General features: G+C 66.1%; 16 protein-coding genes and 1 pseudogene. 11 read left to right on the top strand and 6 right to left on the bottom strand.

Annotated elements, in window-relative coordinates:
• Positions 1-22: 22 nt before the first annotated feature.
• Both N2604_RS37995 and N2604_RS37990 read left to right on the top strand, forming a co-directional pair.
• Positions 23-757 (top strand): MBL fold metallo-hydrolase, encoded by a 735-nt coding sequence (locus N2604_RS37995; RefSeq protein WP_260373021.1) that lies wholly within the window; start codon positions 23-25, stop codon positions 755-757.
• A gap of 3 nt (positions 758-760) precedes the next feature.
• Positions 761-2,086 carry an MATE family efflux transporter gene (locus tag N2604_RS37990; RefSeq protein WP_260373020.1) on the top strand — a complete coding sequence of 442 codons (1,326 nt, stop codon included), beginning with the start codon at positions 761-763 and terminating at the stop codon, positions 2,084-2,086.
• Between the two features lie 159 nt (positions 2,087-2,245).
• On the opposite strand, the gene N2604_RS37985 is transcribed toward N2604_RS37990, so the two are convergent.
• Positions 2,246-3,343, bottom strand: coding sequence for a quinone-dependent dihydroorotate dehydrogenase (locus tag N2604_RS37985; RefSeq protein ID WP_260373019.1), 1,098 nt, complete (start codon positions 3,341-3,343; stop codon positions 2,246-2,248).
• On the bottom strand, positions 3,340-3,684 hold the full coding sequence (locus N2604_RS37980) for a DUF952 domain-containing protein (protein ID WP_260373018.1): 345 nt from the start codon (positions 3,682-3,684) through the stop codon (positions 3,340-3,342). Before N2604_RS37980 ends, N2604_RS37985 begins: the two co-directional genes overlap by 4 nt.
• Before the next feature lie 292 nt (positions 3,685-3,976).
• Between N2604_RS37980 and N2604_RS37975 the strand changes: the two genes are divergently transcribed.
• On the top strand, positions 3,977-4,633 hold the full coding sequence (locus N2604_RS37975) for a helix-turn-helix transcriptional regulator (protein ID WP_260373017.1): 657 nt from the start codon (positions 3,977-3,979) through the stop codon (positions 4,631-4,633).
• Between the two features lie 126 nt (positions 4,634-4,759).
• The gene (locus tag N2604_RS37970) at positions 4,760-5,512 is read left to right on the top strand and encodes a carbonic anhydrase (RefSeq protein WP_260373016.1); all 753 of its coding nucleotides are present in this window, start codon (positions 4,760-4,762) and stop codon (positions 5,510-5,512) included.
• Between the two features lie 102 nt (positions 5,513-5,614).
• Here N2604_RS37970 and N2604_RS37965 read toward each other — a convergent pair whose 3' ends face one another.
• The 3 genes and pseudogenes from N2604_RS37965 to N2604_RS37955 all read right to left on the bottom strand — a co-directional run bounded on the left by N2604_RS37965 (position 5,615) and on the right by N2604_RS37955 (position 11,866).
• Entirely contained in the window at positions 5,615-7,258 is a 1,644-nt protein-coding gene (locus N2604_RS37965; protein ID WP_260373015.1) for a lysine--tRNA ligase, read from the bottom strand.
• Positions 7,259-7,641: 383 nt separating this feature from the next.
• Positions 7,642-10,975: pseudogene (locus N2604_RS37960) on the bottom strand (hypothetical protein).
• 303 nt (positions 10,976-11,278) lie between these two features.
• A complete protein-coding gene (locus tag N2604_RS37955) occupies positions 11,279-11,866 on the bottom strand; it encodes a PadR family transcriptional regulator (RefSeq protein WP_035996500.1) in 588 nt (195 codons plus the stop codon).
• A 197-nt stretch (positions 11,867-12,063) separates the two neighbouring features.
• On the opposite strand from N2604_RS37955, the gene N2604_RS37950 reads away from it, so the two are divergent.
• Genes N2604_RS37950 through N2604_RS37935 form a run of 4 tightly spaced genes read left to right on the top strand, consistent with a single transcriptional unit; the run spans position 12,064 to position 17,777 of the window.
• Complete coding sequence (locus tag N2604_RS37950) at positions 12,064-12,450, top strand: nuclear transport factor 2 family protein (RefSeq protein ID WP_172786081.1); 387 nt, start codon at positions 12,064-12,066, stop codon at positions 12,448-12,450.
• Between the two features lie 41 nt (positions 12,451-12,491).
• The gene (locus N2604_RS37945; protein ID WP_260373014.1) at positions 12,492-14,282 is read left to right on the top strand and encodes an acyl-CoA dehydrogenase C-terminal domain-containing protein; all 1,791 of its coding nucleotides are present in this window, start codon (positions 12,492-12,494) and stop codon (positions 14,280-14,282) included.
• Between the two features lie 54 nt (positions 14,283-14,336).
• Positions 14,337-15,545 carry an acetyl-CoA C-acetyltransferase gene (locus N2604_RS37940; RefSeq protein WP_260373013.1) on the top strand — a complete coding sequence of 403 codons (1,209 nt, stop codon included), beginning with the start codon at positions 14,337-14,339 and terminating at the stop codon, positions 15,543-15,545.
• Between the two features lie 18 nt (positions 15,546-15,563).
• Positions 15,564-17,777: an FAD-dependent oxidoreductase gene (locus N2604_RS37935; RefSeq protein ID WP_260373012.1), complete on the top strand. Its 2,214-nt coding sequence runs from the start codon at positions 15,564-15,566 to the stop codon at positions 17,775-17,777.
• Positions 17,778-17,911: 134 nt separating this feature from the next.
• Here N2604_RS37935 and N2604_RS37930 read toward each other — a convergent pair whose 3' ends face one another.
• Positions 17,912-18,256, bottom strand: a complete 345-nt coding sequence (locus N2604_RS37930; protein ID WP_260373011.1) for a hypothetical protein — start codon at positions 18,254-18,256, stop codon at positions 17,912-17,914.
• A 495-nt stretch (positions 18,257-18,751) separates the two neighbouring features.
• On the opposite strand from N2604_RS37930, the gene N2604_RS37920 reads away from it, so the two are divergent.
• The 3 genes from N2604_RS37920 (at position 18,752) to N2604_RS37910 (ending at position 21,399) form a co-directional block, all read left to right on the top strand.
• Positions 18,752-19,246 (top strand): MarR family winged helix-turn-helix transcriptional regulator, encoded by a 495-nt coding sequence (locus tag N2604_RS37920; RefSeq protein ID WP_197949202.1) that lies wholly within the window; start codon positions 18,752-18,754, stop codon positions 19,244-19,246.
• A 99-nt stretch (positions 19,247-19,345) separates the two neighbouring features.
• A complete protein-coding gene (locus N2604_RS37915; RefSeq protein ID WP_260373010.1) occupies positions 19,346-20,716 on the top strand; it encodes a glutamate--cysteine ligase in 1,371 nt (456 codons plus the stop codon).
• Positions 20,717-20,832: 116 nt separating this feature from the next.
• A complete protein-coding gene (locus N2604_RS37910) occupies positions 20,833-21,399 on the top strand; it encodes a PAN domain-containing protein (RefSeq protein ID WP_260373009.1) in 567 nt (188 codons plus the stop codon).
• Positions 21,400-21,426: the final 27 nt, after the last annotated feature.

Below are 21,426 nucleotides of genomic sequence, written 5' to 3'. Positions count from 1 at the left end.
AGATTGAGGGAGTGCGCAGCCGATGCAACTGCGTTTCGTCGGCTGTGGTGACGCCTTCGGCTCCGGCGGCAGGCTCAACACCTGCTTTCATGTCTCCGGGCGCGAAGCCAACTTCCTGATCGACTGCGGCGCGTCGGCGCTGCCGGCGCTGAAGCGGCTCGAGATCGATCGGGGCGACATCGATCTGATCCTGATCACGCATTTCCACGGTGACCATTTTGCCGGCCTGCCGTTCTTTCTGCTCGACGCGCAATTCTCGCGGCGAACGCGGCCGCTGACGATCGCGGGCCCGCACGGCATCGAGCGGCGGCTGCGCGAGGTGATGGAAGCGCTGTTCGAGCATTCCTCGAACACCAAGCAGCGCTTCGAGCTGAACGTGATCGAGCTCGCCCCCGGGCAAAGCCAAGACTTCGGCGCGGTGAATGTGACCCCCTATCCGGTCGTGCACGGCGAATCCGGCGGGCCTTTCCTGGCCTATCGCGTCGCCGCCGAGGGCCGCACGCTCGCCTACAGCGCCGATACCGAATGGACGGAGACGCTCATTCCGCTGGCGCATGGCGCGGACCTTTTCATCGCCGAGGCCTATATGTACGAGAAGGTGGTGAAGAACCATCTCAGCCTGAAGACCTTGGAACAGCATCTGCCCGACATCGGCGCCAAGCGGCTCGTCCTCACCCATATGAGCGACGACATGCTGTCGCGCCTGGGCGAGGTCGAGCACCTCGCCGCCGAAGACGGCATGGTGCTCGTGTTCTGAAAGATGCACGCACCCGTCCATCACCGCGTCGGAAGCCGGCAGGTCTTCGCCATCGCAGGTCCCGCGATGGTCGCGAACCTCACGACGCCGCTGATCGGCGTGGTCTCGACCACCGCGATCGGCCGGCTCGACGATGCCGCGCTGCTCGGCGGCGTCGCGATGGCCTCCGTGATCTTCGACTGCCTGTTCTGGCTGTTCGGCTTCCTGCGCATGAGCACGCTCGCCTTCACCGCGCAGGCGCTCGGCGCGGGCGAGACGCGCGAGCAGACCGTGATCCTGGTGCGCGGCTTCATCGTCGCCGGCCTGATCGGTGCGGCGCTGATCGCGCTGCAGCTGCCGCTGGCAGGCGCACTGTTCGACCTGATGGGCGGCAGCGAAGGCGTGACGCGCGCGGCAAAGACCTATTTCATGATCCGGATCTGGTCCTCGCCCTTCGCCTTCGCCAATTACGTCATCCTCGGCTGGCTGGTGGGGCAGGCCCGCGCCAATCCGGCTCTTGCGCTCCAGGTCGTCATCAACCTCATCAATATGGTGGCGACGATCCTATTGGTGCTGGTCTACGACACCGGCATCGCCGGCGCAGCGACCGCCGCGCTGGCGTCGGAGACGATCGGCTTCATGCTCGGCGTGATCGTGTGCCGGCGCCATGCGGTCGGCGGTTTTGCAGTCCCTCGCGCAACGCTGTTCGATCGCGCCAAGCTGATGCGGCTCCTGGCGGTGAACACCGACATCCTGATCCGCACCGCGGCGCTGATCGCCGTGTTCCTGTTCTTCACCGCCAAGGGCGCGCGTGCCGGCGACGTCACGCTGGCCGCGAACTCCGTGCTCAACAATTTCCTCCTGGTCAGCGCCTTCTTCCTCGACGGCCTTGCCAACGCGGCCCAGCAGCTCTGCGGCCGCGCCTTTGGCGGGCGCGACGCCGAAGGATTTGCGGATTCGACCAGGCTGGTGCTGCTGTGGGGGCTCGGCTTCGCCGTCGTCGTCGCCGTGCTGTTCGCAGGCTTCGGCCCTGATATCATCGACGTCATGACGGCGAGCGAGGACGTCCGCCGCGCCGCGCGCGAGTTCCTGCCCTTCATCGTGCTGGCGCCGGTCCCCGGCGTGTTCGCCTTCGGCTTCGACGGCATCTATGTCGGCGCGACCTGGGCGCGGGAGATGCGCAATCTGATGCTGCTCTCGCTCGCGATCTTCTTCGCCGTCTGGTTGGCGCTGCAATCGTTCGGCAATGCCGGCCTGTGGAGCGCGTTGATCGCGTTCTACGTCGCGCGCGGCGGCTTGCAGGGCGCGAGGTATCCGGCGCTGTACCGGGCGACGTTCGTGAAATCGTAGCTGTTGTGTCCCGGACGCGCGAAGCGCGAGCCGGGACGGAGGAGCTTGCGCGAGCGGTTAGATGGGCCCCGGCTCTGCAGCGCATCGCTAAGGAGCGCTGCCATAGCGCGTCGAAGACGCGCGTAAACGCGCTTATGGCGTCCGGGGCACGAGAGTGCCTCACATCCCCGGCCAGTCTTCCGCCGTCAGCGTCGCCGCATCGGCGCCGACGATCTCGGCGAGCGAATCCCGACCCGTGCGGAGCAGCGTCGACGTCAGGTCGCGCTTGATCTCGTCGACGAGGCCGAGGCCCTTGTAGACCAGCGACGAATAGAGCTGGATCAGGCTGGCCCCGGCGCGGATCTTGGTCAGCGCGGCGCCGCCCGAATCCACGCCGCCGACGCCGATCAGCGGGAATGCGCCCTCGACCCGCACATAGGTTTCCGCGACCATTCGCGTCGACAGGCGGAACAGCGGCCGGCCGGACAGGCCGCCCTGCTCCTTCGCCCGCATCGCTTCACGCAACGTGCTCGGCCGCGCGATCGTGGTGTTCGACACGATCATGCCGTCGACCCGGCGCGAGCGCGCGACGTGGACGACGTCGTCGAGCTGGGCAAGGCTGAGATCCGGCGCGATCTTGAGCAGCACCGGCGTGTCGCCGGCCTTCTGCCTGACACGCTCGCGGGCATCGATCACGCGTGCGAGGAGATCGTCGAGCAGCGCGCCTTCCTGAAGATTGCGCAGGCCCGGCGTGTTCGGCGAGGAGACGTTGACGGTGAAATAGCTCGCCACCGGCGCGAAGGTCTCGATCAGCTTGACGTAGTCGCCGACGCGGTCCGGCGAATCCTTGTTGGCACCGACATTGACGCCGACGATGCCGCCGTGCTGCGCGCGCGCGGCAAGCCGGCGCAGAGCCGCCTCCGCGCCGTCATTGTTGAAGCCCATGCGGTTGATGATCGCCTCGTCGCGCTCGAGCCGGAACAGCCGCGGGCGCGGATTGCCGGCTTGCGGCTTCGGCGTCACCGAGCCGATCTCGACGAAGCCGAAGCCGAGCCGCAGCAACGCGTCCGGCACCTCGGCGCTCTTGTCGAAGCCCGCGGCCATGCCGATCGGATTGGGAAAGTTCAGCCCGAAGGCGCGCACCGCGAGCTTGGGATCGTCGGCACGCGGCTTGACCGGCGGCAGGAAGCGCAGGCCCTGGATCGCGAGGCGATGCGCGTCTTCGGGATCGAGCCAGCGCAGCACCGGCAGCGAAAAGGCGTCGAACGCGCGGATCACGGCAACAGCTCCGGAACATCGTGACCGCCGTCGGAGCGCGTGTTGAGGTTCATCACCGCAAGGACCGCGCCGAGATCGAGCTCGCCATAGAGATGGGGAAAGAGTTCGTCATTGCGCGAGCGTTCCCAGCGCAATTCGCTCCCCAGCGCATCGCCGTCGACCTCGACCAGGAACAGCGCGCGCTGTCCGAAATAGTGCTTGCGCAGGGTCTCGGGAACCTGGGCCGCGGTCGAGAAATGGATGAACCCGTCGCGCGCATCATCTGCGCTGCCCCGGTAGACACCCTGCCGTTCCGCCTCGCGCCAGGCCGAGGCCGGACAGATTTTGTAGATCTTGACCACCGCTACCGCAGCCTTGTTTGTTCTTTGAGTCTTTTGGGTTTTTCGTTCTTTGCGGGTCCTCGAAACCCGGGCGCGACCGTAAAGGCCGTGCCTTCCGAACTCAAGACTTAGAGCCTTTCCGCGCCGATGAAATCGGAACGGCGCTTCAGATCCCCGTTCTGGCGCGTTTCCCTGACGCAAACGGCTACCCGCTTCGTTTGAAAACACCGCCCTCGGTCGCCTCTTGCGCGAAAAACGGAAAACCGGTTGATTTGAGGACAGTTTTCCTGAGTTGCGACGGGCTGGACCTTCCATGGTCAGACAGGCCAAAGCGCAGAGGATGCTGACTCACGACCAGATCTGGGCCGCGCTGGACCGGCTGGCGGCGCGCGCCGGGCTGTCGCCGTCCGGCCTTGCCAAGCGTGCCGGGCTCGATCCCACCACCTTCAACAGGTCCAAGCGCGTCACCGCCGACGGCCGCGAACGCTGGCCCTCGACCGAATCGATCGCAAAGGCGCTGGCCGCGGCCGACGCCTCGATCGACAGCTTTGCCAGGTTGATCGACGACGACGGTGCGCGCGATGGCCGCTCGGTGCCGCTGCTCGGTTTCGCGCAGGCCGGGACGAGCGGCGCTTTCGACGAGGCCGGCCTTCCATCCGGCAACGGATGGACCGACATCGCGCTGCCCGCCACCGAGGACAGCCACGCCTTTGCGCTGGAGATTTCCGGCGATGCGCTTGCGCCCGTCTATCGCGACGGCGACATCGTCTTGGTTTCACCGGGCGCGCCGATCCGCAAAGGCGACCGCGTGGTGGTGAGGAGCAAGGCGGGCGAGATGACGGTCGCGACGCTGAAGCGCCGCACGGCCAAGGCGCTGGAGCTTCAGCCGCTCGATGCGACGCAGGCCGAACGCATGATGGCGGCGGGCGATGTGGCGTGGATTGCGCGGATCCTGTGGGCAAGCCAGTGACTGCGTGACGGCCCATGACACCGGCCCACGCCACCGTTCGCGCAGTGATCGCCATTGCGACTCACCACCCCTCTCACCTAGGTTGCGCATCTATTGCCGACCAAGTTCATCTCGAGGGGAAATACGATGAATCGCCGTCACGCATTGAAGGCCCTGGCGGGTCTCGCACTTTGTCCATTGTGCAAGCCCGCCTTCGCCGCCGAAGGCGCGCATTGGAGCTATGAGGGCGCCGGCGGTCCGGCCAAGTGGGGCGATCTCGACGCGGCCAACAAGGCCTGCGCGGTCGGCCTGCAGCAATCGCCGATCGACATCGAGGCGACGATCAAGTCGCAATTGCCGGTTCTGAAGCTGAGCTGGGGCAAGAGCGCCGACACCATCGTCAACAACGGGCATACGATCCAGCTCAACTTCGCCGAAGGCAGCACGCTTCTTCTCGGCGACGTCAAGTACAAGCTGCTCCAGGTGCACTTCCACCGGCCCAGCGAGCACATGATCGGCGGCAAGAATTTTCCGATGGAGGCGCATTTCGTCCATCGCAACGACGCCGGCGGGCTCGCGGTCGTCGGCGTGCTCATGACCGAGGGCAGGCCGAACGCGGCCTTCGCCAAGATCGTCAAGACCATGCCGGCGGCGGAAGGGCCCGCGGTAAAGGCGGATGCGAGCATCGATCCGCTGGCCATGCTGCCGCCGAAGCTCAGCTATTACCGCTATCCCGGCTCGCTGACGACGCCGCCCTGCTCCGAAGTGGTCGAATGGCTGCTGCTGACCACCCCGATCCAGGTGGCGGGAAGCGATGTCGCCGCGTTCGCAAAGCTGTACCCGATGAACGCAAGGCCCGTGCAGAAGGACAACCGGCGCTACGTGCTGCGGTCGATCTGAGCTGGAGACCCGTAGCCTGGATGGAGCGAAGCGCAATCCGGGAAAGTCTCTCCGCTGCGGGAATCCCGGATTACGCTTCGCTCCATCCGGGCTACATATCTTTCACGCACTCCTCGCCAGCGCGCCGTCGATCATGTTCACTGCGTTCTGCACGCCGTAGACCGCGACGAAGGAGCCGAAGCGCGGGCCCTTCTCCTGGCCGAGCAGCACCTGGTAGAGCATGTTGAACCAGTCCAGCGTGACGCCGGGGCGGCCGTCCTTGCCCTTCTTGACCTGGTCGAGGAACGGCTCGCGGCGGCCGATCTCGTAGACGACGTTCTGGATCTCCTCGGCCGAGGCGTCCTGCGCAAGCTGCGAGAGCGCATCGCGCAGGTCCTGCAGCGCCGCGCGCTCGCTGTCCGTCGGCACGCGGAACTGCTTCGTCGGCGCGACGAAGTCGCGATAATAGTTGATGGCGTAGCCGACCATCGCATCCAGCTTCGGATGCGTCTGCGGGCTCACGCCGGGCCGGTAGCGGCCGATGAAGCCCCACAGCGTCTCGGCGTTCTCCGCGTTCGACGACGACACCAGCGTCAAGAGCAGCTGGAAGGTGACGGGCATGTCGCCCTTCGGCGGCTTGCCGTTGTGGATGTGCCAGACCGGATTGCCGAGCTGCTGCTTGCCGTCCTGCTTCGGAAAGCCGTCGAGGAATTGCTGGTAGTCGTCGACGTTGCGCGGGATGACGTCGAAATACAGCCGCTTGGCCGCCTTCGGCTCGCGATACATGAACAGCGACAGCGATTCCGGCGAGGCGTAGCGCAGCCATTCGTCGATGGTGAGGCCATTGCCCTTCGACTTCGAGATCTTCTGGCCCTTCTCGTCGAGGAAGAGCTCGTAGTTGAAACCTTCCGGCGGCGTGCTGCCGAGCGCCTTCGCGATCGCGCCGGACAGCTTCACGGAATCGATCAGGTCCTTGCCGGCCATCTCGTAGTCGACGCCGAGCGCGACCCAGCGCATCGCCCAGTCGGCCTTCCACTGGCACTTGACGTTGCCGCCGGTGACGGGCGTTTCAACTTCCTGGTGGGTGTCGGGATCGACATAGGTCACCGTGCCCGCCGCGACGTCGCGGCGGATCATCGGCACCTGCAGCACGACGCCCGTGGTCTTGCTGATGGGCAGGAACGGCGAATAGGTCGCGCGGCGGTCCGGACCCAGCGTCGGCAGGATGATCGCCATGATCTTGTCGTAGGCGGCGAGCATCTTGAGCAGCGTCGCGTCGAAGCGGCCCGACGTGTAATAGTCGGTCGAGCTCGCGAACTCGTAGTCGAAGCCGAAATGATCGAGGAAGGCGCGCAGCCGCGCATTGTTGTGATGGCCGAACGACGGGTATTCGTTGGAGAACGGATCCGGCACCCGCGTCAGCGGCTTGCCGAGATGCTCCGCCAGCATCTCCTTGTTCGGAACGTTGTCGGGCACCTTGCGGAAGCCGTCCATGTCGTCGGAGAACGCCAAGAGGCGCGTCTTGATCTTGTCCTCGGTGAGCACGCGGAAGGCGTGACGCACCATCGAGGTGCGCGCCACCTCGCCGAACGTGCCGATATGCGGCAGGCCGGACGGACCGTAGCCGGTCTCGAACAGCACCTCGTCCTTCGGGCTCTTCTTCAGCCGCGCGACAATGGCCTTCGCCTGCTCGAACGGCCAGGCGTTGGATTGTTCGGCGAGCGCACGCAACTCGCTCGGGTTTGCGGCTAGATCAATAACGGACATCAGGGGCCTCCGGGCCGCGGAAAATAGCGATTTCCCCGCAGAATGCAAAAGTTGCGAGCTGGTACCCCCAGCCGTCTCCCGCTGGCGCAGGGCTGGCGCATTTGGTGTGCACGATGCGGCGGCATCGGCACTGGGCTCCCTCCCCCGCTTGCGGGGAGGGCTGGGGAGAGGGTGTTTCCGCGTCGGGATTGTTGAGGATCGCGAAAGATTCCCTGCGTGGCGAAAGCCCTCACCCGCCGCGCTCTGCGAGCGCGTCGGCCTCTCCCGCAAGCGGGAGAGGCGAAGCAAGCCCGCTGACAATCCCCGTGGAATCCATATGTGCCACCCCTGCACTTGCGGAGAGGCTTGGGAGTGTCTCTGCGTTGGATCGAACGCGATGCGGCTCAATGCGCCGCTGATGCCGAGCGCTTGGTCGCGACCGGCTTCGGGGCCGGCTTCGCGCTGGCCTGCGGTGCGCTGTCCCAGCCGCCGTTCGGGGCCGCAACGTTGACGGCATCGTCGGGCTGCGGCTCGGCGCTGAAGGTCTGGATCGCGAGCTTGGCGGCGGCGAGCGATTGCGGGTCGAGGCGCTTGGCGACGTCGTCGCGCTTGCCGGCGGCATCCGCATCGCCCTGGGCGGCAGCTAAGCTGAACCATTTGTAGGATTCGGCGAGGTTCTGCTCGACGCCGATGCCGCGGGCATAGAGGATGCCGAGGTTGAACTGGCTGTCGGCCACGCCGCGATCGGCGGCCTTGCGGAACCACTGCGCCGCGCTCTTGTAATTGGCGCCGCGACCGCCGCCGTCGGCATCGAGCACGGCGAGATTGTGCATCGCCTTGGCGTTGCCGCGCTCGGCGGCCTGGGTGTAGTAGCGGCGCGCGATGTCGGCGTCCTTCTTCACCCCTAAGCCCTTTTCGTAGAGCGTACCGAGACGGAAGGTTGCGGGGACGACCCCGGCCTGCGCCGCGCGGTCGTACCACTTCGCCGCTTCGTCGTAATTGGTGGCGACACCCTTGCCTTCGGCAAAGCGCACGCCGATCTCGTAGGCCGCGGTGGCATCGCCCTTCATCGCGGCATTGCGCAAGGCCGGGCCGCCGATGCCGTCGGGCAGCTTCTCGCTCGGTGGCACCTGAATCACGCCAAGCCTGGCGCGGCTGGTGCCCGACAGCGCGCCGGTGACGTCGCTGGAGGCCGGCGGCGGCACCGCGGCGGCAGGCGCTTGCGGGATTTCAACCGAGGCCGAGCTGCCGGAATTGGGAATCGGCGCCGGCGCGGCATTGTTCTGCGACTGCCGTCCGATCGGCGTCGGCGACGTCATCGACGGAGTGATCTGCTCAGGCGCGGCCGGCTTGGTCTCGACCGGCGGTGGCGCAGGCTGCAGTGCCGGCTCGCTCGGAATGTTTTGCATCGCCTGCGGCGTCGGTGACGGGCTGCCGCCTTCGAGCAGGTTCATCGCCATCTTGAAGGTGCCGAGCACGATCACGACCACGCTCGCGCCGACCAGCAGCGAGCGGATCTTCGAGGTGATGGTCGAGCCGCCGTCCTTGCCCTTGTCCTTCGACCTGTCAGCGCCGGCCTTGGCGGCGCGGCCGGGCTTCTCCGGCTGCGCGGCGGCCGCCTGCGCGGCGCGGCGCGCGGCGGCGATGAAGCTCGACGACGACACCGGCTCCTTCGGCGCGGCGGCAATTCCGCTGATCGCGTCCTCGGAGGCGGCGATGCGTTCCGACGGCGTGGCGAGGCGTCCGCCCGGCCGCGTGCCCGGCTCGAGCGGGTGATCCGGCGGCAGTTCCGGCGCGAGTGCAGCGCGCGCGGTGTGCGGCTCCAGGATTTCGCTGATCGCGCGCGGGGGAACCGGCGGCGTGGAATTCGCGCGGCGCGGCGACGAAGGCGGCCGGCGCCGCCTGCGCGGCTGCGGGATTGGGCAGCTCGGGCTTCGGATCGTATTTCGGCGGCTGTGCTTGCGGCCGCGGCTCGCGCGCCATCGGCGCCGGCTCCATCGCCGCCGCCATCGGCATCGGCTGCGGGGCAGGGGGCGGCGGCGCGGTGCGCACCGCACGCAGATCGCCCTCGATCATCGAGAGGCGATCGACGACGTGGCCGAGCGCGCTGTGGACGGCCTCGAGCGAGTCCTGGGTGTGCCGGTTGGTCTCGGCCTGGCTGAAGCGGATGTCGGAGAGCTCGCGCTTGACGAGATCGACCATGCCGGAATCGGGCGGCGGCGCGGCGTTGCGGCTCTCGGCCAGCGCGGCATAGGTCGCCTGCTGCCGTTCCAGGTGCCTGAGGATGTCGTGCAGCCCGTCCTCGACGCGGCTCAAATTGCCGTTGCGCGGATCGGCGGCGGCCTCGATCCGTTCCAGGAGATAGGAGACGCGCTGCTCGAGATGGGCGAAGGTCGAGGCGGAATCGTTGCCGACCTGCATGCGGTCGAAACGGTCAGACAGCGCGCGGATCGCAGCTTCGAGATGCTCGGTGCTCTCGGAATGCTGCGGCCGCTCGCGCGTTTCCAGCGCCGCGGTGAGCGCCGCGATGCGCTGCTCCAGCACCGCAAAGCTGTCGCCGTGGCCGGAAGCGCGGGTGATCTGGTCGACCTTGGACGACAGCAGCTGCACGTCTTCGGACAGCCGTGCCAGCGCCTCGTTGGAGGCGACGTTGGAAACGATAGCGCGCAATGCCGAGATCGCGCCCTCGAGCTGCTGCACGGTCGAGGGATCGTCATTGGCGCGCAGGATCAGGTCGAGCTTGGCGCCGAGATTGCGGATCGCCTCGTCGTAGCCGGTGAGCTGCTCGGCCGGCGTCAGCGTGCGCAGCACCTGCTTGATGTCGGACAGTGCGCGCTCGATGCCGGCAAGAACCTGCCCGTCGGTGCCGTTGGAGCGGGTCTCGTCGATACGACGATGCAGCGAGCGGATCTCGTTCTCGATCGATTCGATCGCACGCCGCGGCATCGCCTCGGTGATGGCGGCGCGGATTTCGGCCAGCTCGCTGCGGAAGGCATTGATGGCCTGCTCGGTATTGTCAGGCCGCTGCAGCGATTCGATCTGGCTCGTGATCTTGAGCAGATGGCGCTCGAGCGAGGAAAAATCCGGCTGCGGTGGCGGCGGAGCATAGCTAGGGGCGGGCGGCGCCATCGGCGGCGCGTAGGGAGCGGCTGCGGGCGCAAGCGGCGGCGCGGCACGCGGCGGCATCTGCCGCGGCGTAAACCCGTCGAGCTCGCTCTGGCGCGCGGTGATCTCGGCGACCGCGACATCGAACGAAGCCGGGCTCAGGGGTGGTGAGCTGCGATAGACCTGCGCGGCTGCGCGCTCGACGGCATCGGCCTGGCGCTGGCGCGCCTCGGCCGGATTGGGGCGCGGGGCCTGCGGCTGCTGCGGTTGCCGCTGCGGGCGGGAGATCTGCGACAGGCGGGCGTCGAGCCGCGAGATCGCGTCGTTGAGCTGGCGCGCGACGCCCTGCTCGCGCGAGACGTCCTGACGCGGGACGGGTTTTGAGATCCGCTCGATCTGTTGGGTGATCGCGTCGAGCCGCTGGTGGATGTCGGCGACCTCGCGGCTCTCCTGGCTCGGCACGTGCTGCGGACGCTGATCGTAAGGCCCGCGAAAGTTGGGCGGGGAAGTTTCGCCGAGCGTGGAGTTCAGCCAATCGTTGAGCGACATGCCGGCACGACGCGCAGCAGCCTCGGCCCGCTCCCGGACGGATGGATCGATGCCGTCGACACTCCACGATACGCGCGAATTCATGACTCTGTCCGGTTCCGACTTCGGCACCCCACCCGGCGCCTCCAGCTTCCCCACGCGTGCCGGTTGTAAAGACAATCGAATTTGGCGCGGGTCGTCTGCCTCGAAAACCGACTTTTTCCTGTTACGGTAAATAACGGGTTAAGGAATGCGGCGCGGCTGTCTTAAAGTTGGGCGGCGGGAACTTAGGGCTCTCGCAAAGGCCGCGTAGCCCGGATGGAGCGCAGCGTAATCCGGGGCCGGCGTCGGCTGCACGAATCCCGGATTTCGCTGCGCTCCATCCGGGCTACGGACTGTCGCTTTCCCTCAGCCCTTCTCGCGCTTGCCATCCTCCAGCGGCACCACCGTGGCCTTGCCGCTCATTGCCGACAGCGCTTCCAGCGCCTCCTCGCAGAAATCGGCCACCATCTGCTCGTGGCGGGCGCCGAGCTGAAGCAGCAGCAAATTGCCGAGATCGAGCCGGCCTTCCGCCGTGCCGTCGGGAAAGCGCTTCTTCAGGATGCGCTCGTAATTGGCGTGGCGGTCGCGGTGGTGCTCCAGGCGGGCCATCAGGTCGGTGCGCATGGGCTCGATGTCGATGCTGTCGAGCGCGTGCAGCCGCACCAGGAGGTCGTCCTTGATCGAGGGCGGCGTGCTTGGCCGCGCGGCCCAGTGCCGCAGTGCTGTTCGGCCCTCGGGAGTCAGCGTATAGATCAGCTTGTTGGGCTTGCCTGACTGCACGACCTCGCGGCCCTGGATGTAGCCGCGGTCGCGCAGCTTGGAGAGCTCGCGGTAGATCTGCTGATGGTCGGCCTTCCAGAAGAAGCCGATCGAGGAATCGAACGTCTTGGCGAGCTCGTAGCCCGTCATCGGGCGTTCCGTCAGGCATGCGAGGATTGCGTCGCCCAGTGCCATGACCGGCCTCCTGTCTCACGTCTGACCAAGCTGCTTGACTTTATGCGCATCGGCGCATATGCGTCAATGTGCATATGAGGCAGTGTGCGGGCGGGCCCAAGGTCCGCCTGAATAATCAAGTGAAATCAATCTCCTCGCTACTGTGCATGGGGTTGTTTTCGCACTTTTTGCCCTGGCCTTGAGGGAGGCACCCGAGAATGACCGGCCTCGATTCCTGGTACGCCTACATGAAGTCTCACGACCGCGCCGCGCTCTGGGACCTCCTGCATCCCGACGCCGTGTTCGAAAGCCCCGTCGTGCACACGCCGCAAGCCGGCCGCGACATCACCTTCAAATACCTGTCCAGCGCCGAGAAGGTGCTCGGCGGTCCCGGCTTCACCTATGTCGGTGAATGGCGCAGCGACAATGGCGCCGTGCTCGAATTCAAGAATGTCATCGACGGCATCGAGATCAACGGCGTCGACATCATCAGCTTCGATACCGAGGGGCGCATCACTCACTTCAAGGTGATGGTGCGTCCGCTCAAGGCGATCAACATGCTGCACCGCCTGATGGCGGAGCAGCTTGCCGCCGCCCAATCATAAGCCCAACATCATCACTTCAGACCGCCTGCCGGGAGATCCCCATGCCGATCTATAAAGCCCCCGTGGAAGACGTGAACTTCCTGCTCAACGACGTCTTCCAGATCGACCGCTACGACAACCTCGCCGGCTTCTCCGATGCGTCCAGCGACGTGCGCGAGGCCATCCTCGGCGAAGCCGCCAAGCTCGCCGAGGAGGTGCTGCAGCCGCTCAACCGCGTCGGCGATCTCGAAGGCTGCAAGCGCGCCGACGACGGCAGCGTCACCACGCCGAAGGGTTTCAAGGAGGCCTTCAAGCAGGTCGCCGAGGGTGGCTGGCTCGGCCTGTCGGCGCCGACCGAATATGGCGGCCAGGGCCTGCCGGTGACGCTCTCGCAAGCCGTCAACGAATTCCAGATCTCCGCCAACATGGCGTTCTCGATGTATGGCGGCCTCACCATGGGCGCGACCGCGGCGCTGTTGGTGCACGGCTCGCCGGAGCAGAAGAAGACCTACGTGCCGAAGATGGTGGCCGGCGAATGGACCGGCACCATGAACCTCACCGAGCCGCATTGCGGCACCGACCTCGGCATGCTCCGCACCAAGGCGGTGCGGCAGGCGGACGGCAGCTTCAAGATCACCGGCACCAAGATCTTCATCTCGGCCGGCGAGCACGATCTCGCCGACAACATCATCCATCTCGTGCTGGCCCGCATCGAGGGCGCGCCGGCCGGCATCAAGGGCGTGTCGCTGTTCGTGGTGCCGAAGTTCCTGGTCAACGCCGACGGTTCGGTGGGCGCGCGCAACGGCGTCGTCTGCGGCTCGATCGAGCACAAGATGGGCATTCACGGCAATTCCACCTGCGTGATGAACTACGACAACGCCACCGGCTGGCTGATCGGCGAAGAGAACAAGGGCATGCAGGGCATGTTCGTGATGATGAACGAGGCCCGGCTCGGCGTCGCCGTGCAGGGCCTCGCGCAGTCCGAGGTCGCCTACCAGAACGCGGTCGCCTATGCCCGCGAGCGCATCCAGGGCCGCGCGCTCACCGGCGCCAAGGCGCCGGACAAGCAGGCCGACCCGATCATCGTGCATCCGGACGTGCGCCGCACGCTGCTCTCGATCCGCGCCTTCAACGAGGCCGCGCGCGCCTTCGTGATGTGGACCGCGCTGAAGAGCGACGTCGCCCACCGCTCCGAAGACCCCAAGGACCGCCAGGCCGCCGACGACCACATGGGCCTGATGACGCCGGTGCTGAAGGGCTTCCTCACCGATTACGGTTTCGCCAACGCGGTGCAGGCGCAGCAGATGTATGGCGGTCACGGCTACATCGCCGAGCAGGGCATGGAGCAGTTCGTGCGCGATGCGCGCATCGCCATGATCTATGAAGGCGCCAACGGCATCCAGGCGCTCGATCTCGTCGGCCGCAAGCTGCCGCGCGACGGCGGCCGCGCCATCATGGCCTTCTTCGGCGAGGTCATGGCCTTCGCCAAGGAGAACGGCGGCGACGAGGCGCTCAAGCCTTTCATCACCCCGCTCTCGACCTCGCTCGGCCATCTGCAGCAGGCCACCACCTGGCTGATGCAGAACGCGATGGCCAAGCCCGACAATGCCGGTGCCGCCGCAACCGACTACCTGCATCTCTTCGGCTTCGTCGCGCTCGGCTACATGTGGGCGCGGATGGCCAAGGTGACGCAGGCGAAGATTGCCGCGAGCGGGGCGACGCCCTATCTCTCGACCAAGCTCGTCACCGGCCGCTTCTTCATGGAGCGGATGCTGCCGGAGACCGCCGCCAATCTCGCGCGCATCCAGGCCGGCTGCGCCACCATCATGGAACTGCCGGCGGAAGCCTTCTGAGCCTGCTTCCGCTGCCTGCTCCCAACGTATCGAACATCACATCAGGAGGGCGTCATGCCTGAGGCATTCATCTACGACCACGTTCGTACCCCGCGCGGCCGCGGCAAGGCGGACGGCGCGCTGCACGAAGTCACCGCGCTCGCGCTCGCGACCGTGCCGCTGAAGGCGCTGAAGGACCGCAACAACCTTCCTGAGGATTCGGTCGATGACGTCGTGCTCGGCGTGGTCGATCCGGTCGGCGAAGCCGGCTCCGACATCGCGCGCTTCGCCGCGCTGAAGGCTGGTCTCGGCGAAGCCGTGCCCGGCGTGCAGATCAGTCGCTTCTGCGCCTCCGGCCTCGATGCCGTGAACTTTGCCGCAGCGCAGATCATGAGCGGCCAGCATGAGCTGGTGATCGGCGGCGGCGCGGAATCGATGAGTCGCGTCGGCATCGGCGCCTCCGGCGGCGCCTGGCCGATGGATCCCTCGATCGCGGTGCCGGCCTATTTCATGCCGCAGGGCGTGTCGGCCGACCTGATCGCCACCAAGTACGGCTTCTCGCGCGACGACGTCGACGCCTACGCCGTGCAGAGCCAGCAGCGTGCGGCCAAGGCCTGGGACGAAGGCCGCTTCAACAAGTCCGTGGTGCCGGTGAAGGACATCAACGGTCTCACCATCCTCGCCAAGGACGAGCACATGCGCCCCTCGACGACGATGCAGTCGCTGGCGCAGCTGCAGCCGTCGTTCACGATGATGGCGCAGATGGGCGGCTTCGACGGCGTTGCGATCCAGTCCCATCCGGAGATCGAGCGCGTCAATTACGTGCATCATGCCGGCAATTCCTCGGGCATCGTCGACGGTGCCGGCGCCGTGCTGCTCGGCAGCAAGGAGGCGGGCGCGAAATACGGCATGAAGCCGCGTGCCAAAATTCGTGCCTTCGCCAACATCGGCTCGGAGCCTGCGATGATGCTGACCGGTCCGGTCGACGTCACCGAGAAGCTCTTTGCGCGCTCCGGCATGAAGAAGTCGGACATCGACCTGTTCGAGCTGAACGAGGCCTTCGCCTCCGTCGTGCTGCGCTACATCCAGGCCTTTGACATCGACAATGCCGAGATCAACGTCAATGGCGGCGCCATCGCGCTCGGCCATCCGCTGGGGGCGACCGGCGCGATGATCCTCGGCACCGTGCTCGACGAGCTCGAGCGCACCAACAAGTCGACCGCCCTCGTCACGCTGTGCATCGGCGGCGGCATGGGCACCGCGACCATCATCGAGCGCGTCTAAGGGTAGGGAGCCACCACCATGTCGTACAAGAACTTCAAGGTTGAGACCGATTCCGACGGCATCGCGCTCGTCACCTGGGACATCCCGGGCCGTTCCATGAATGTGCTCGACGAGACCTCGACCAACGAGCTCGAGGCGATCGTCAAGGCGACCACGGCGGATGCCGCAGTGAAGGGCGTCATCATCACCTCGGCCAAGGAAGCGTTCTGCGCCGGCGCCGACCTCTCCATGCTCGAAGGCATGAACCAGGCCTATGCGAAGGTTTTCAAGGAGCAGGGCGAGACCGCGGCGAACCAGATGCTGTTCGACCAGAGCCGCCGCTTCTCGCAGGTGCTGCGCGGAATCGAAACCTCGGGCAAGCCGTGGGCGGCGGCGATCAACGGCCTCGCGCTCGGCGGCGGCTTCGAGATCACGCTGTGCTGCCACTATCGCGTCGCGGCGGAGAATCCCAAGACGCGCCTCGGCCTGCCCGAGGTCAAGGTCGGCCTGTTCCCCGGCGCCGGCGGCACGCAGCGCGTGCCGCGCCTGGTGCCGCCGCAGGACGCCATGACGATCCTGCTCAAGGGCGATCCTGTCACGGTCGACAAGGCCAAGGCGCTGAACCTGATCCACGCCATCGTTCCCGCCGCCGATCTCATCAAGGCGGCGAAGGACTGGATCAAGGGCGGCGGCAAGGCCGTCGCGCCGTGGGACGAGAAGGGCTTCAAGCTGCCGGGCGGCCCGGTGTTCTCCAAGGCCGGCATGATGATGTTCCCGGCCGGCAACGCGATCTATCGCCGTGAGACCTACGACAATTACCCGGCCGCGCGCGCGATCATGAGCTGCGTCTATGAGGGCTTGCAGCTGCCGATCGACGCGGCGCTGCGGGTGGAGTCGCGCTACTTCACCTCGGTGCTGCGCTCGAAGGAAGCGGCCGCGATGATCCGCAGCCTGTTCCTGTCGATGCAGGAGCTCAACAAGGGCGCGCGCCGTCCAAAGGACGTGCCGCCGACCAAGGTGAAGAAGATCGCCGTGATCGGCGCCGGCTTCATGGGCGCAAGCGTCGGCTACGTCTCGGCCCGCGCCGGCCTCGACGTCGTCCTGATCGACCGCGACCAGGAGAGCGCCGACAAGGGCAAGGCGCATGCGCAGAAGGTGATCGAGGAGCAGATCAAGAAGGGCCGGGCCAAGCCTGCGGACGCCGAAGTGCTGCTCGCGCGCATCACGCCGACCGCGGACTACGCGGCGCTGAAGGACGTCGACCTCGTCATCGAGGCCGTGTTCGAGGACCGCAAGGTCAAGGCGGAGACCTTCGCGAAAGCGCAAGCCTATCTGAAGCCCGACGTGATCTTCGCCTCCAACACCTCGACGCTGCCGATCACTTCGCTGGCCGAGAGCTTCAAGGATCAGGGCAAGTTCATCGGCATCCACTTCTTCTCGCCGGTCGAGAAGATGATGCTGGTCGAGATCATCCTCGGCAAGAACACCGGCGATGTCGCGCTCGCGACCGCGCTCGACTATGTCCGCCAGATCGGCAAGACGCCGATCGTGGTCAACGACTCCCGCGGCTTCTTCGCCAATCGCTGCGTCGGCCGCTATGTCGCCGAAGGCAACGAGATGTTCCTCGAGGGCGTGCCGCCGGCGATGATCGAGAACTGCGCCAAGATGGCCGGCATGCCGGTCGGCCCGCTCTCGCTCTCGGACGAGGTCGCGCTCGATCTCGGCCTGAAGATCATGAAGGCGACCGAAGCCGATCTCGGCCCCAACGCCATCAATCCCGAGCAGAAGAAGCTGATGGTGGAGATGGTCGAGAAGCAGGGCCGTCTCGGCCGCAAGAACAGCAAGGGCTTCTACGATTACCCCGAGAAGGGCAAGGGCCAGAAGAGCCTGTGGCCGGGTCTCTCGGCCTTGCAGCCGAAGCAGCTCGACCCCGACACGCTCGACGTCGAGGAGCTGAAGCAGCGCTTCCTGGTGGTGCAGGCGGTGGAGGCGGCGCGCACGGTCGAGGACCACGTCATCACCGATCCGCGCGAAGCCGATGTCGGCTCGATCCTCGGCTTCGGCTTCGCGCCGTTCACCGGCGGCACGCTGTCCTATATCGACTTCATGGGACCTAAGAAGTTCGTCGAGCTCTGCCACAAGCTCGAGGCGAAGTACGGCTCGCGCTTCACCCCGCCCAAGCTGCTGGAGGAGATGGCGGCGAAGGGTGAGACCTTCTACGGCCGCTTCGCGCCGAAGAAGGCGGCGGCCTAAAGAGAGGCCTGTAGCCCGGATGGAGCGGTAGCGAAATCCGGGAATAGTCCTTCAACTCGCGAGACCCCCGGATTGCGCTTCGCTCCATCCGGGCTACGTAGAAATAAAAGGCCGGATCATCGATCCGGCCTTTTTCATTTTCGGTCGCCGAACGGCGAGAAGGCGCGGCCCGATACCGCATCGTCGGCGAGACTGGCCCTCCAGCTGCCTTCGTCGCCGCGGCCGATGCGCACCTCGAAGCGCCAGCCATTCTGGTTGGTGAAGGCGATGTCCGCACCGTTCTTCGTCCTGGCGTAGCGACAAGGATATTCGGTCGGCCGGTCCGGGAAGACGATCTTGCCTTCCTTGCTCTCGAACACGGCCGAGGTGATCTGCGGATGGGTCATGAAGATGCAATTGCGTTCCGGCGCGACCGGCGTCGACAAGCCGAGCATCGCGAGCGGCGCGCCGGCGGCGGTCATGAGGACGATCATGTTCATGGGGGCAACTATCTCCTGGGGATGTTCCTTCGACGTCGCCGCTGATCAAGTGGTTCACGAATGACAAGGGGACGGATCAGCGCTCCGGCCAGATGCAACGGATGCCCCATGGGCATTGACGGCGTCTGGCCATGCTTCCCATGGTGTTCCAAGACACCGCAGCCGGCGCCTCGGCCAAAGCCTGAGCGGCGATGATCTGGACAATCACCGGGGCTTCCGTCACGATCTCATCGCTGTGGAAGCCCAGCGCAGGGCCTTGGGCTCAGCTTCAGATAATCCTCACCATTTTCGGGCTTCTTGGCGCCGATACCGACCTCGACCAGCCCATAGGACGGGGCCGCCTCCAGGAGCACGATGTGGGGACGGCGAGGAATTTCCTTCGCCTGACGCTTGGCCCGGCCGAAAGAACGACTACATGCACCTGCTTGAAATAGTCAAGATTGATGCAGGTGCATCGAATGGAGTAAGAGACGGGCGACGAGCTTGAGCGGGACCATGAAACGCAAACCATCGACCGAGGCAACCGCCGCCTGGATCCGCCTGATGCGGGTGCAGAGCCGCGTGCTCGATTGCGTCGAGCAGGACTTGAAGAAGGCCGGCTTCCCACCGCTGGCCTGGTATGACGCACTGCTCGAACTGTCGCGGGCGCCCTCGGGCGAGCTGCGGCCGGTCGAGCTGGAGCGGCAGATGCTGATCCCGCAATATTCGACCTCGCGGCTGATCGACCGCCTGGTCGACGAGGGCCTCGCCTCGCGGCGCGAATGCAAGATCGACAAGCGCGGCCAGTTCGTCGAGATCACGGAAGCCGGTCGCGAGCTGCAGAAGCGGATGTGGGGCGCCTATTCGGCCGCAATCGAGAAATATGTCGGTTCGAAGCTGTCGGACGCCGACGCCGTCAAGCTCAGCAATCTGCTCGACCGCCTGGGCTGCTCCTGCGGCGAGATGAAACTGCCGCCCGTCGCCGCCAACGAAAGCATGCCGTCGCGATGATCGCGCGGCAAATCCGCTCGCCCGTGCAACCGGTGGGTTCGCGGGCCGTCCCTGTCACCCGCGCGCGTTCGGTCGAAGCGCTTTTGATTAGAGTTTGATATGGCGCGAGACCAGATCGACATGACGCCGCTGCAATCACGCGACGAGCTCGTCGCGTGGTTCGAGGCCGGCTGCAAGGACCCGTCCGAATTCCGCATGGGTACCGAGCACGAGAAGACGCCGTTCACGCTCGACGGCCATCGTCCGGTGCCGTACGAGGGCGCGCGCGGCATCGGCGCGTTGCTCGAAGGCATGAAGCTCCTGCTCGGCTGGGAGCCGATCATGGAGCAGGGCAACATCATCGGCCTCTACGACGTCACCGGCGGCGGCGCGATCTCGCTCGAGCCCGGCGGACAGTTCGAGCTCTCCGGCGCGCCGGTCGAGAACGTGCACCAGACCCAGAGCGAGCTGATGGCGCACTTGGCGCAGGTGCGCGAGATCGCGACGCCGCTCGGCATCGGCTTCCTCGGGCTCGGCATGACGCCGTCCTGGTCGCGCGCCGACATCCCGGTCATGCCCAAGGGCCGCTACAAGATCATGACCAATTACATGCCGAAGGTCGGCCAATACGGCCTCGACATGATGTACCGGACCTGCACGGTGCAGACCAATCTCGACTTCTCCTCCGAAGCCGACATGGTCAAGAAGCTGCGCGTCTCGCTCGCGCTTCAGCCGATCGCAACTGCGCTGTTCGCTAATTCGCCCTTCACCGAAGGCAAGCCGAACGGCTTCCTCTCCTTCCGCTCCGAAATCTGGCGCGACACCGACAATGCCCGTTCGGGCATGATGCCGTGGGCATTCGAGGACGGCATGGGGTTCGAGCGCTATGTCGATTACGCGCTGGACGTGCCCATGTATTTCGTCAAGCGCGGCGAGGAATATATCGACGTCTCGGGCTCCTCGTTCCGCGCCTTCTTCGACGGCCGCAACAACAACCTTCCCGGCGAGCGTCCGACCTTGTCGGACTGGGCCAACCACCTCTCGACGATCTTCCCCGAAGTGCGGCTGAAGCGCTATCTCGAGATGCGCGGCTCCGACGGCGGCCCGTGGGGCCGCTTGCCGGCGCTGCCGGCGTTCTGGGTCGGGCTGCTCTATGACGACGCTTCGCTCGATGCCGCCTGGGACCTGGTGAAGCACTGGACCTCGCACGAACGCCAGGCCCTGCGCGACGACGTGCCGCGCATGGGCTTCAAGGCGCGGATCAAGGACCGCTATCTGTTCGAGATCGCCAAGGAGTGCCTGATTTTGGCACATGCCGGCCTGCGCCGGCGCGGCCGGATCGACCAGCTCGGCCGCGACGAAACGCGGCATCTCGAGCCGCTCGATCGCATCATCGATTCTGGCCGGACGCCGGCCGAGGAAATGCTGGATAAATTCAACGGTCCCTGGAAGGGTTCGGTGGAACCGGCCTACGCCGAATACGCGTTCTAGACCTCTGAGACCCAGAGATCCTGGATTTCAGCCGTTCATCGCCCATACAGGTTTGCGGCGATCAAATGACCGGCTGAAAAAACCTGAGCGTCGTCAATAACTCGAAAGCTGTTCCGATGGGGAAGGGCCGCCTGTCCGGGGCCGTCATGGCCAGCGCCGCGGCATGTGTCACGCTGCTTTCGCTTGCATTTGCGAGCGTGCCGGCGCCTGCCCAGACCGCCTTCGACCGGCCGGGCGGCGACTATTTCAGTACGCCCGTCACCTCTGGCGATCCCGAGGATTGCGCGCTGCTGTGCGAGCGCGATCGCCGCTGCCGCTCCTGGAGCTTCAACTATCCCGACGTCGAAGGCGGCTCGGCGGTGTGCTGGCTGAAGAACACCGTGCCGACGCGCGTGCCGGGAAGTTGCTGTATCTCCGGGGTGCGTGGCGCCGGCGTGATCGAGCCGCGCGTCGAGGGCGTCGAGACGTCGATCGACCGCCCCGGCGGCGACTTGCGCAATTTCGAGCTCAAGGACGGCGAAAGCGTCGAGGCCTGCAAGGCCGCCTGCACCGCCGACAACAAATGCCGCGCCTTCACCTATGCCCGCCCCGGCTACACCGGCCGTGAGGCGCGCTGCTTCCTGAAGAAGGAAATCAAGCCGCCGCGAAGGAAGGCGGGGTTCACGTCGGGCGTGGTGCGGTAGTATTCGTGCCACACGGCATTCTGTTGC

Source organism: Bradyrhizobium sp. CB1015 (genome assembly GCF_025200925.1).
Taxonomy (GTDB): Bacteria; Pseudomonadota; Alphaproteobacteria; order Rhizobiales; family Xanthobacteraceae; genus Bradyrhizobium.
The sequence above is the reverse complement of the archived record's forward strand: the minus strand, read 5'-3'. Positions and strand labels throughout refer to the sequence as shown.

Excerpts from the sequence above, each read along its gene's own strand:
- N2604_RS37995 (WP_260373021.1), top strand. The coding sequence starts at position 23 with ATGCAACTGCGTTTCGTCGGCTGTGGTGACGCCTTCGGCTCCGGCGGC.
- N2604_RS37990 (WP_260373020.1), top strand. The coding sequence starts at position 761 with ATGCACGCACCCGTCCATCACCGCGTCGGAAGCCGGCAGGTCTTCGCC.
- N2604_RS37975 (WP_260373017.1), top strand. The coding sequence starts at position 3,977 with ATGGTCAGACAGGCCAAAGCGCAGAGGATGCTGACTCACGACCAGATC.
- N2604_RS37970 (WP_260373016.1), top strand. The coding sequence starts at position 4,760 with ATGAATCGCCGTCACGCATTGAAGGCCCTGGCGGGTCTCGCACTTTGT.
- N2604_RS37965 (WP_260373015.1), bottom strand. The coding sequence starts at position 7,258 with ATGTCCGTTATTGATCTAGCCGCAAACCCGAGCGAGTTGCGTGCGCTC.
- N2604_RS37955 (WP_035996500.1), bottom strand. The coding sequence starts at position 11,866 with ATGGCACTGGGCGACGCAATCCTCGCATGCCTGACGGAACGCCCGATG.
- N2604_RS37950 (WP_172786081.1), top strand. The coding sequence starts at position 12,064 with ATGACCGGCCTCGATTCCTGGTACGCCTACATGAAGTCTCACGACCGC.
- N2604_RS37945 (WP_260373014.1), top strand. The coding sequence starts at position 12,492 with ATGCCGATCTATAAAGCCCCCGTGGAAGACGTGAACTTCCTGCTCAAC.
- N2604_RS37940 (WP_260373013.1), top strand. The coding sequence starts at position 14,337 with ATGCCTGAGGCATTCATCTACGACCACGTTCGTACCCCGCGCGGCCGC.
- N2604_RS37935 (WP_260373012.1), top strand. The coding sequence starts at position 15,564 with ATGTCGTACAAGAACTTCAAGGTTGAGACCGATTCCGACGGCATCGCG.
- N2604_RS37930 (WP_260373011.1), bottom strand. The coding sequence starts at position 18,256 with ATGAACATGATCGTCCTCATGACCGCCGCCGGCGCGCCGCTCGCGATG.
- N2604_RS37920 (WP_197949202.1), top strand. The coding sequence starts at position 18,752 with ATGAAACGCAAACCATCGACCGAGGCAACCGCCGCCTGGATCCGCCTG.
- N2604_RS37915 (WP_260373010.1), top strand. The coding sequence starts at position 19,346 with ATGGCGCGAGACCAGATCGACATGACGCCGCTGCAATCACGCGACGAG.
- N2604_RS37910 (WP_260373009.1), top strand. The coding sequence starts at position 20,833 with ATGGGGAAGGGCCGCCTGTCCGGGGCCGTCATGGCCAGCGCCGCGGCA.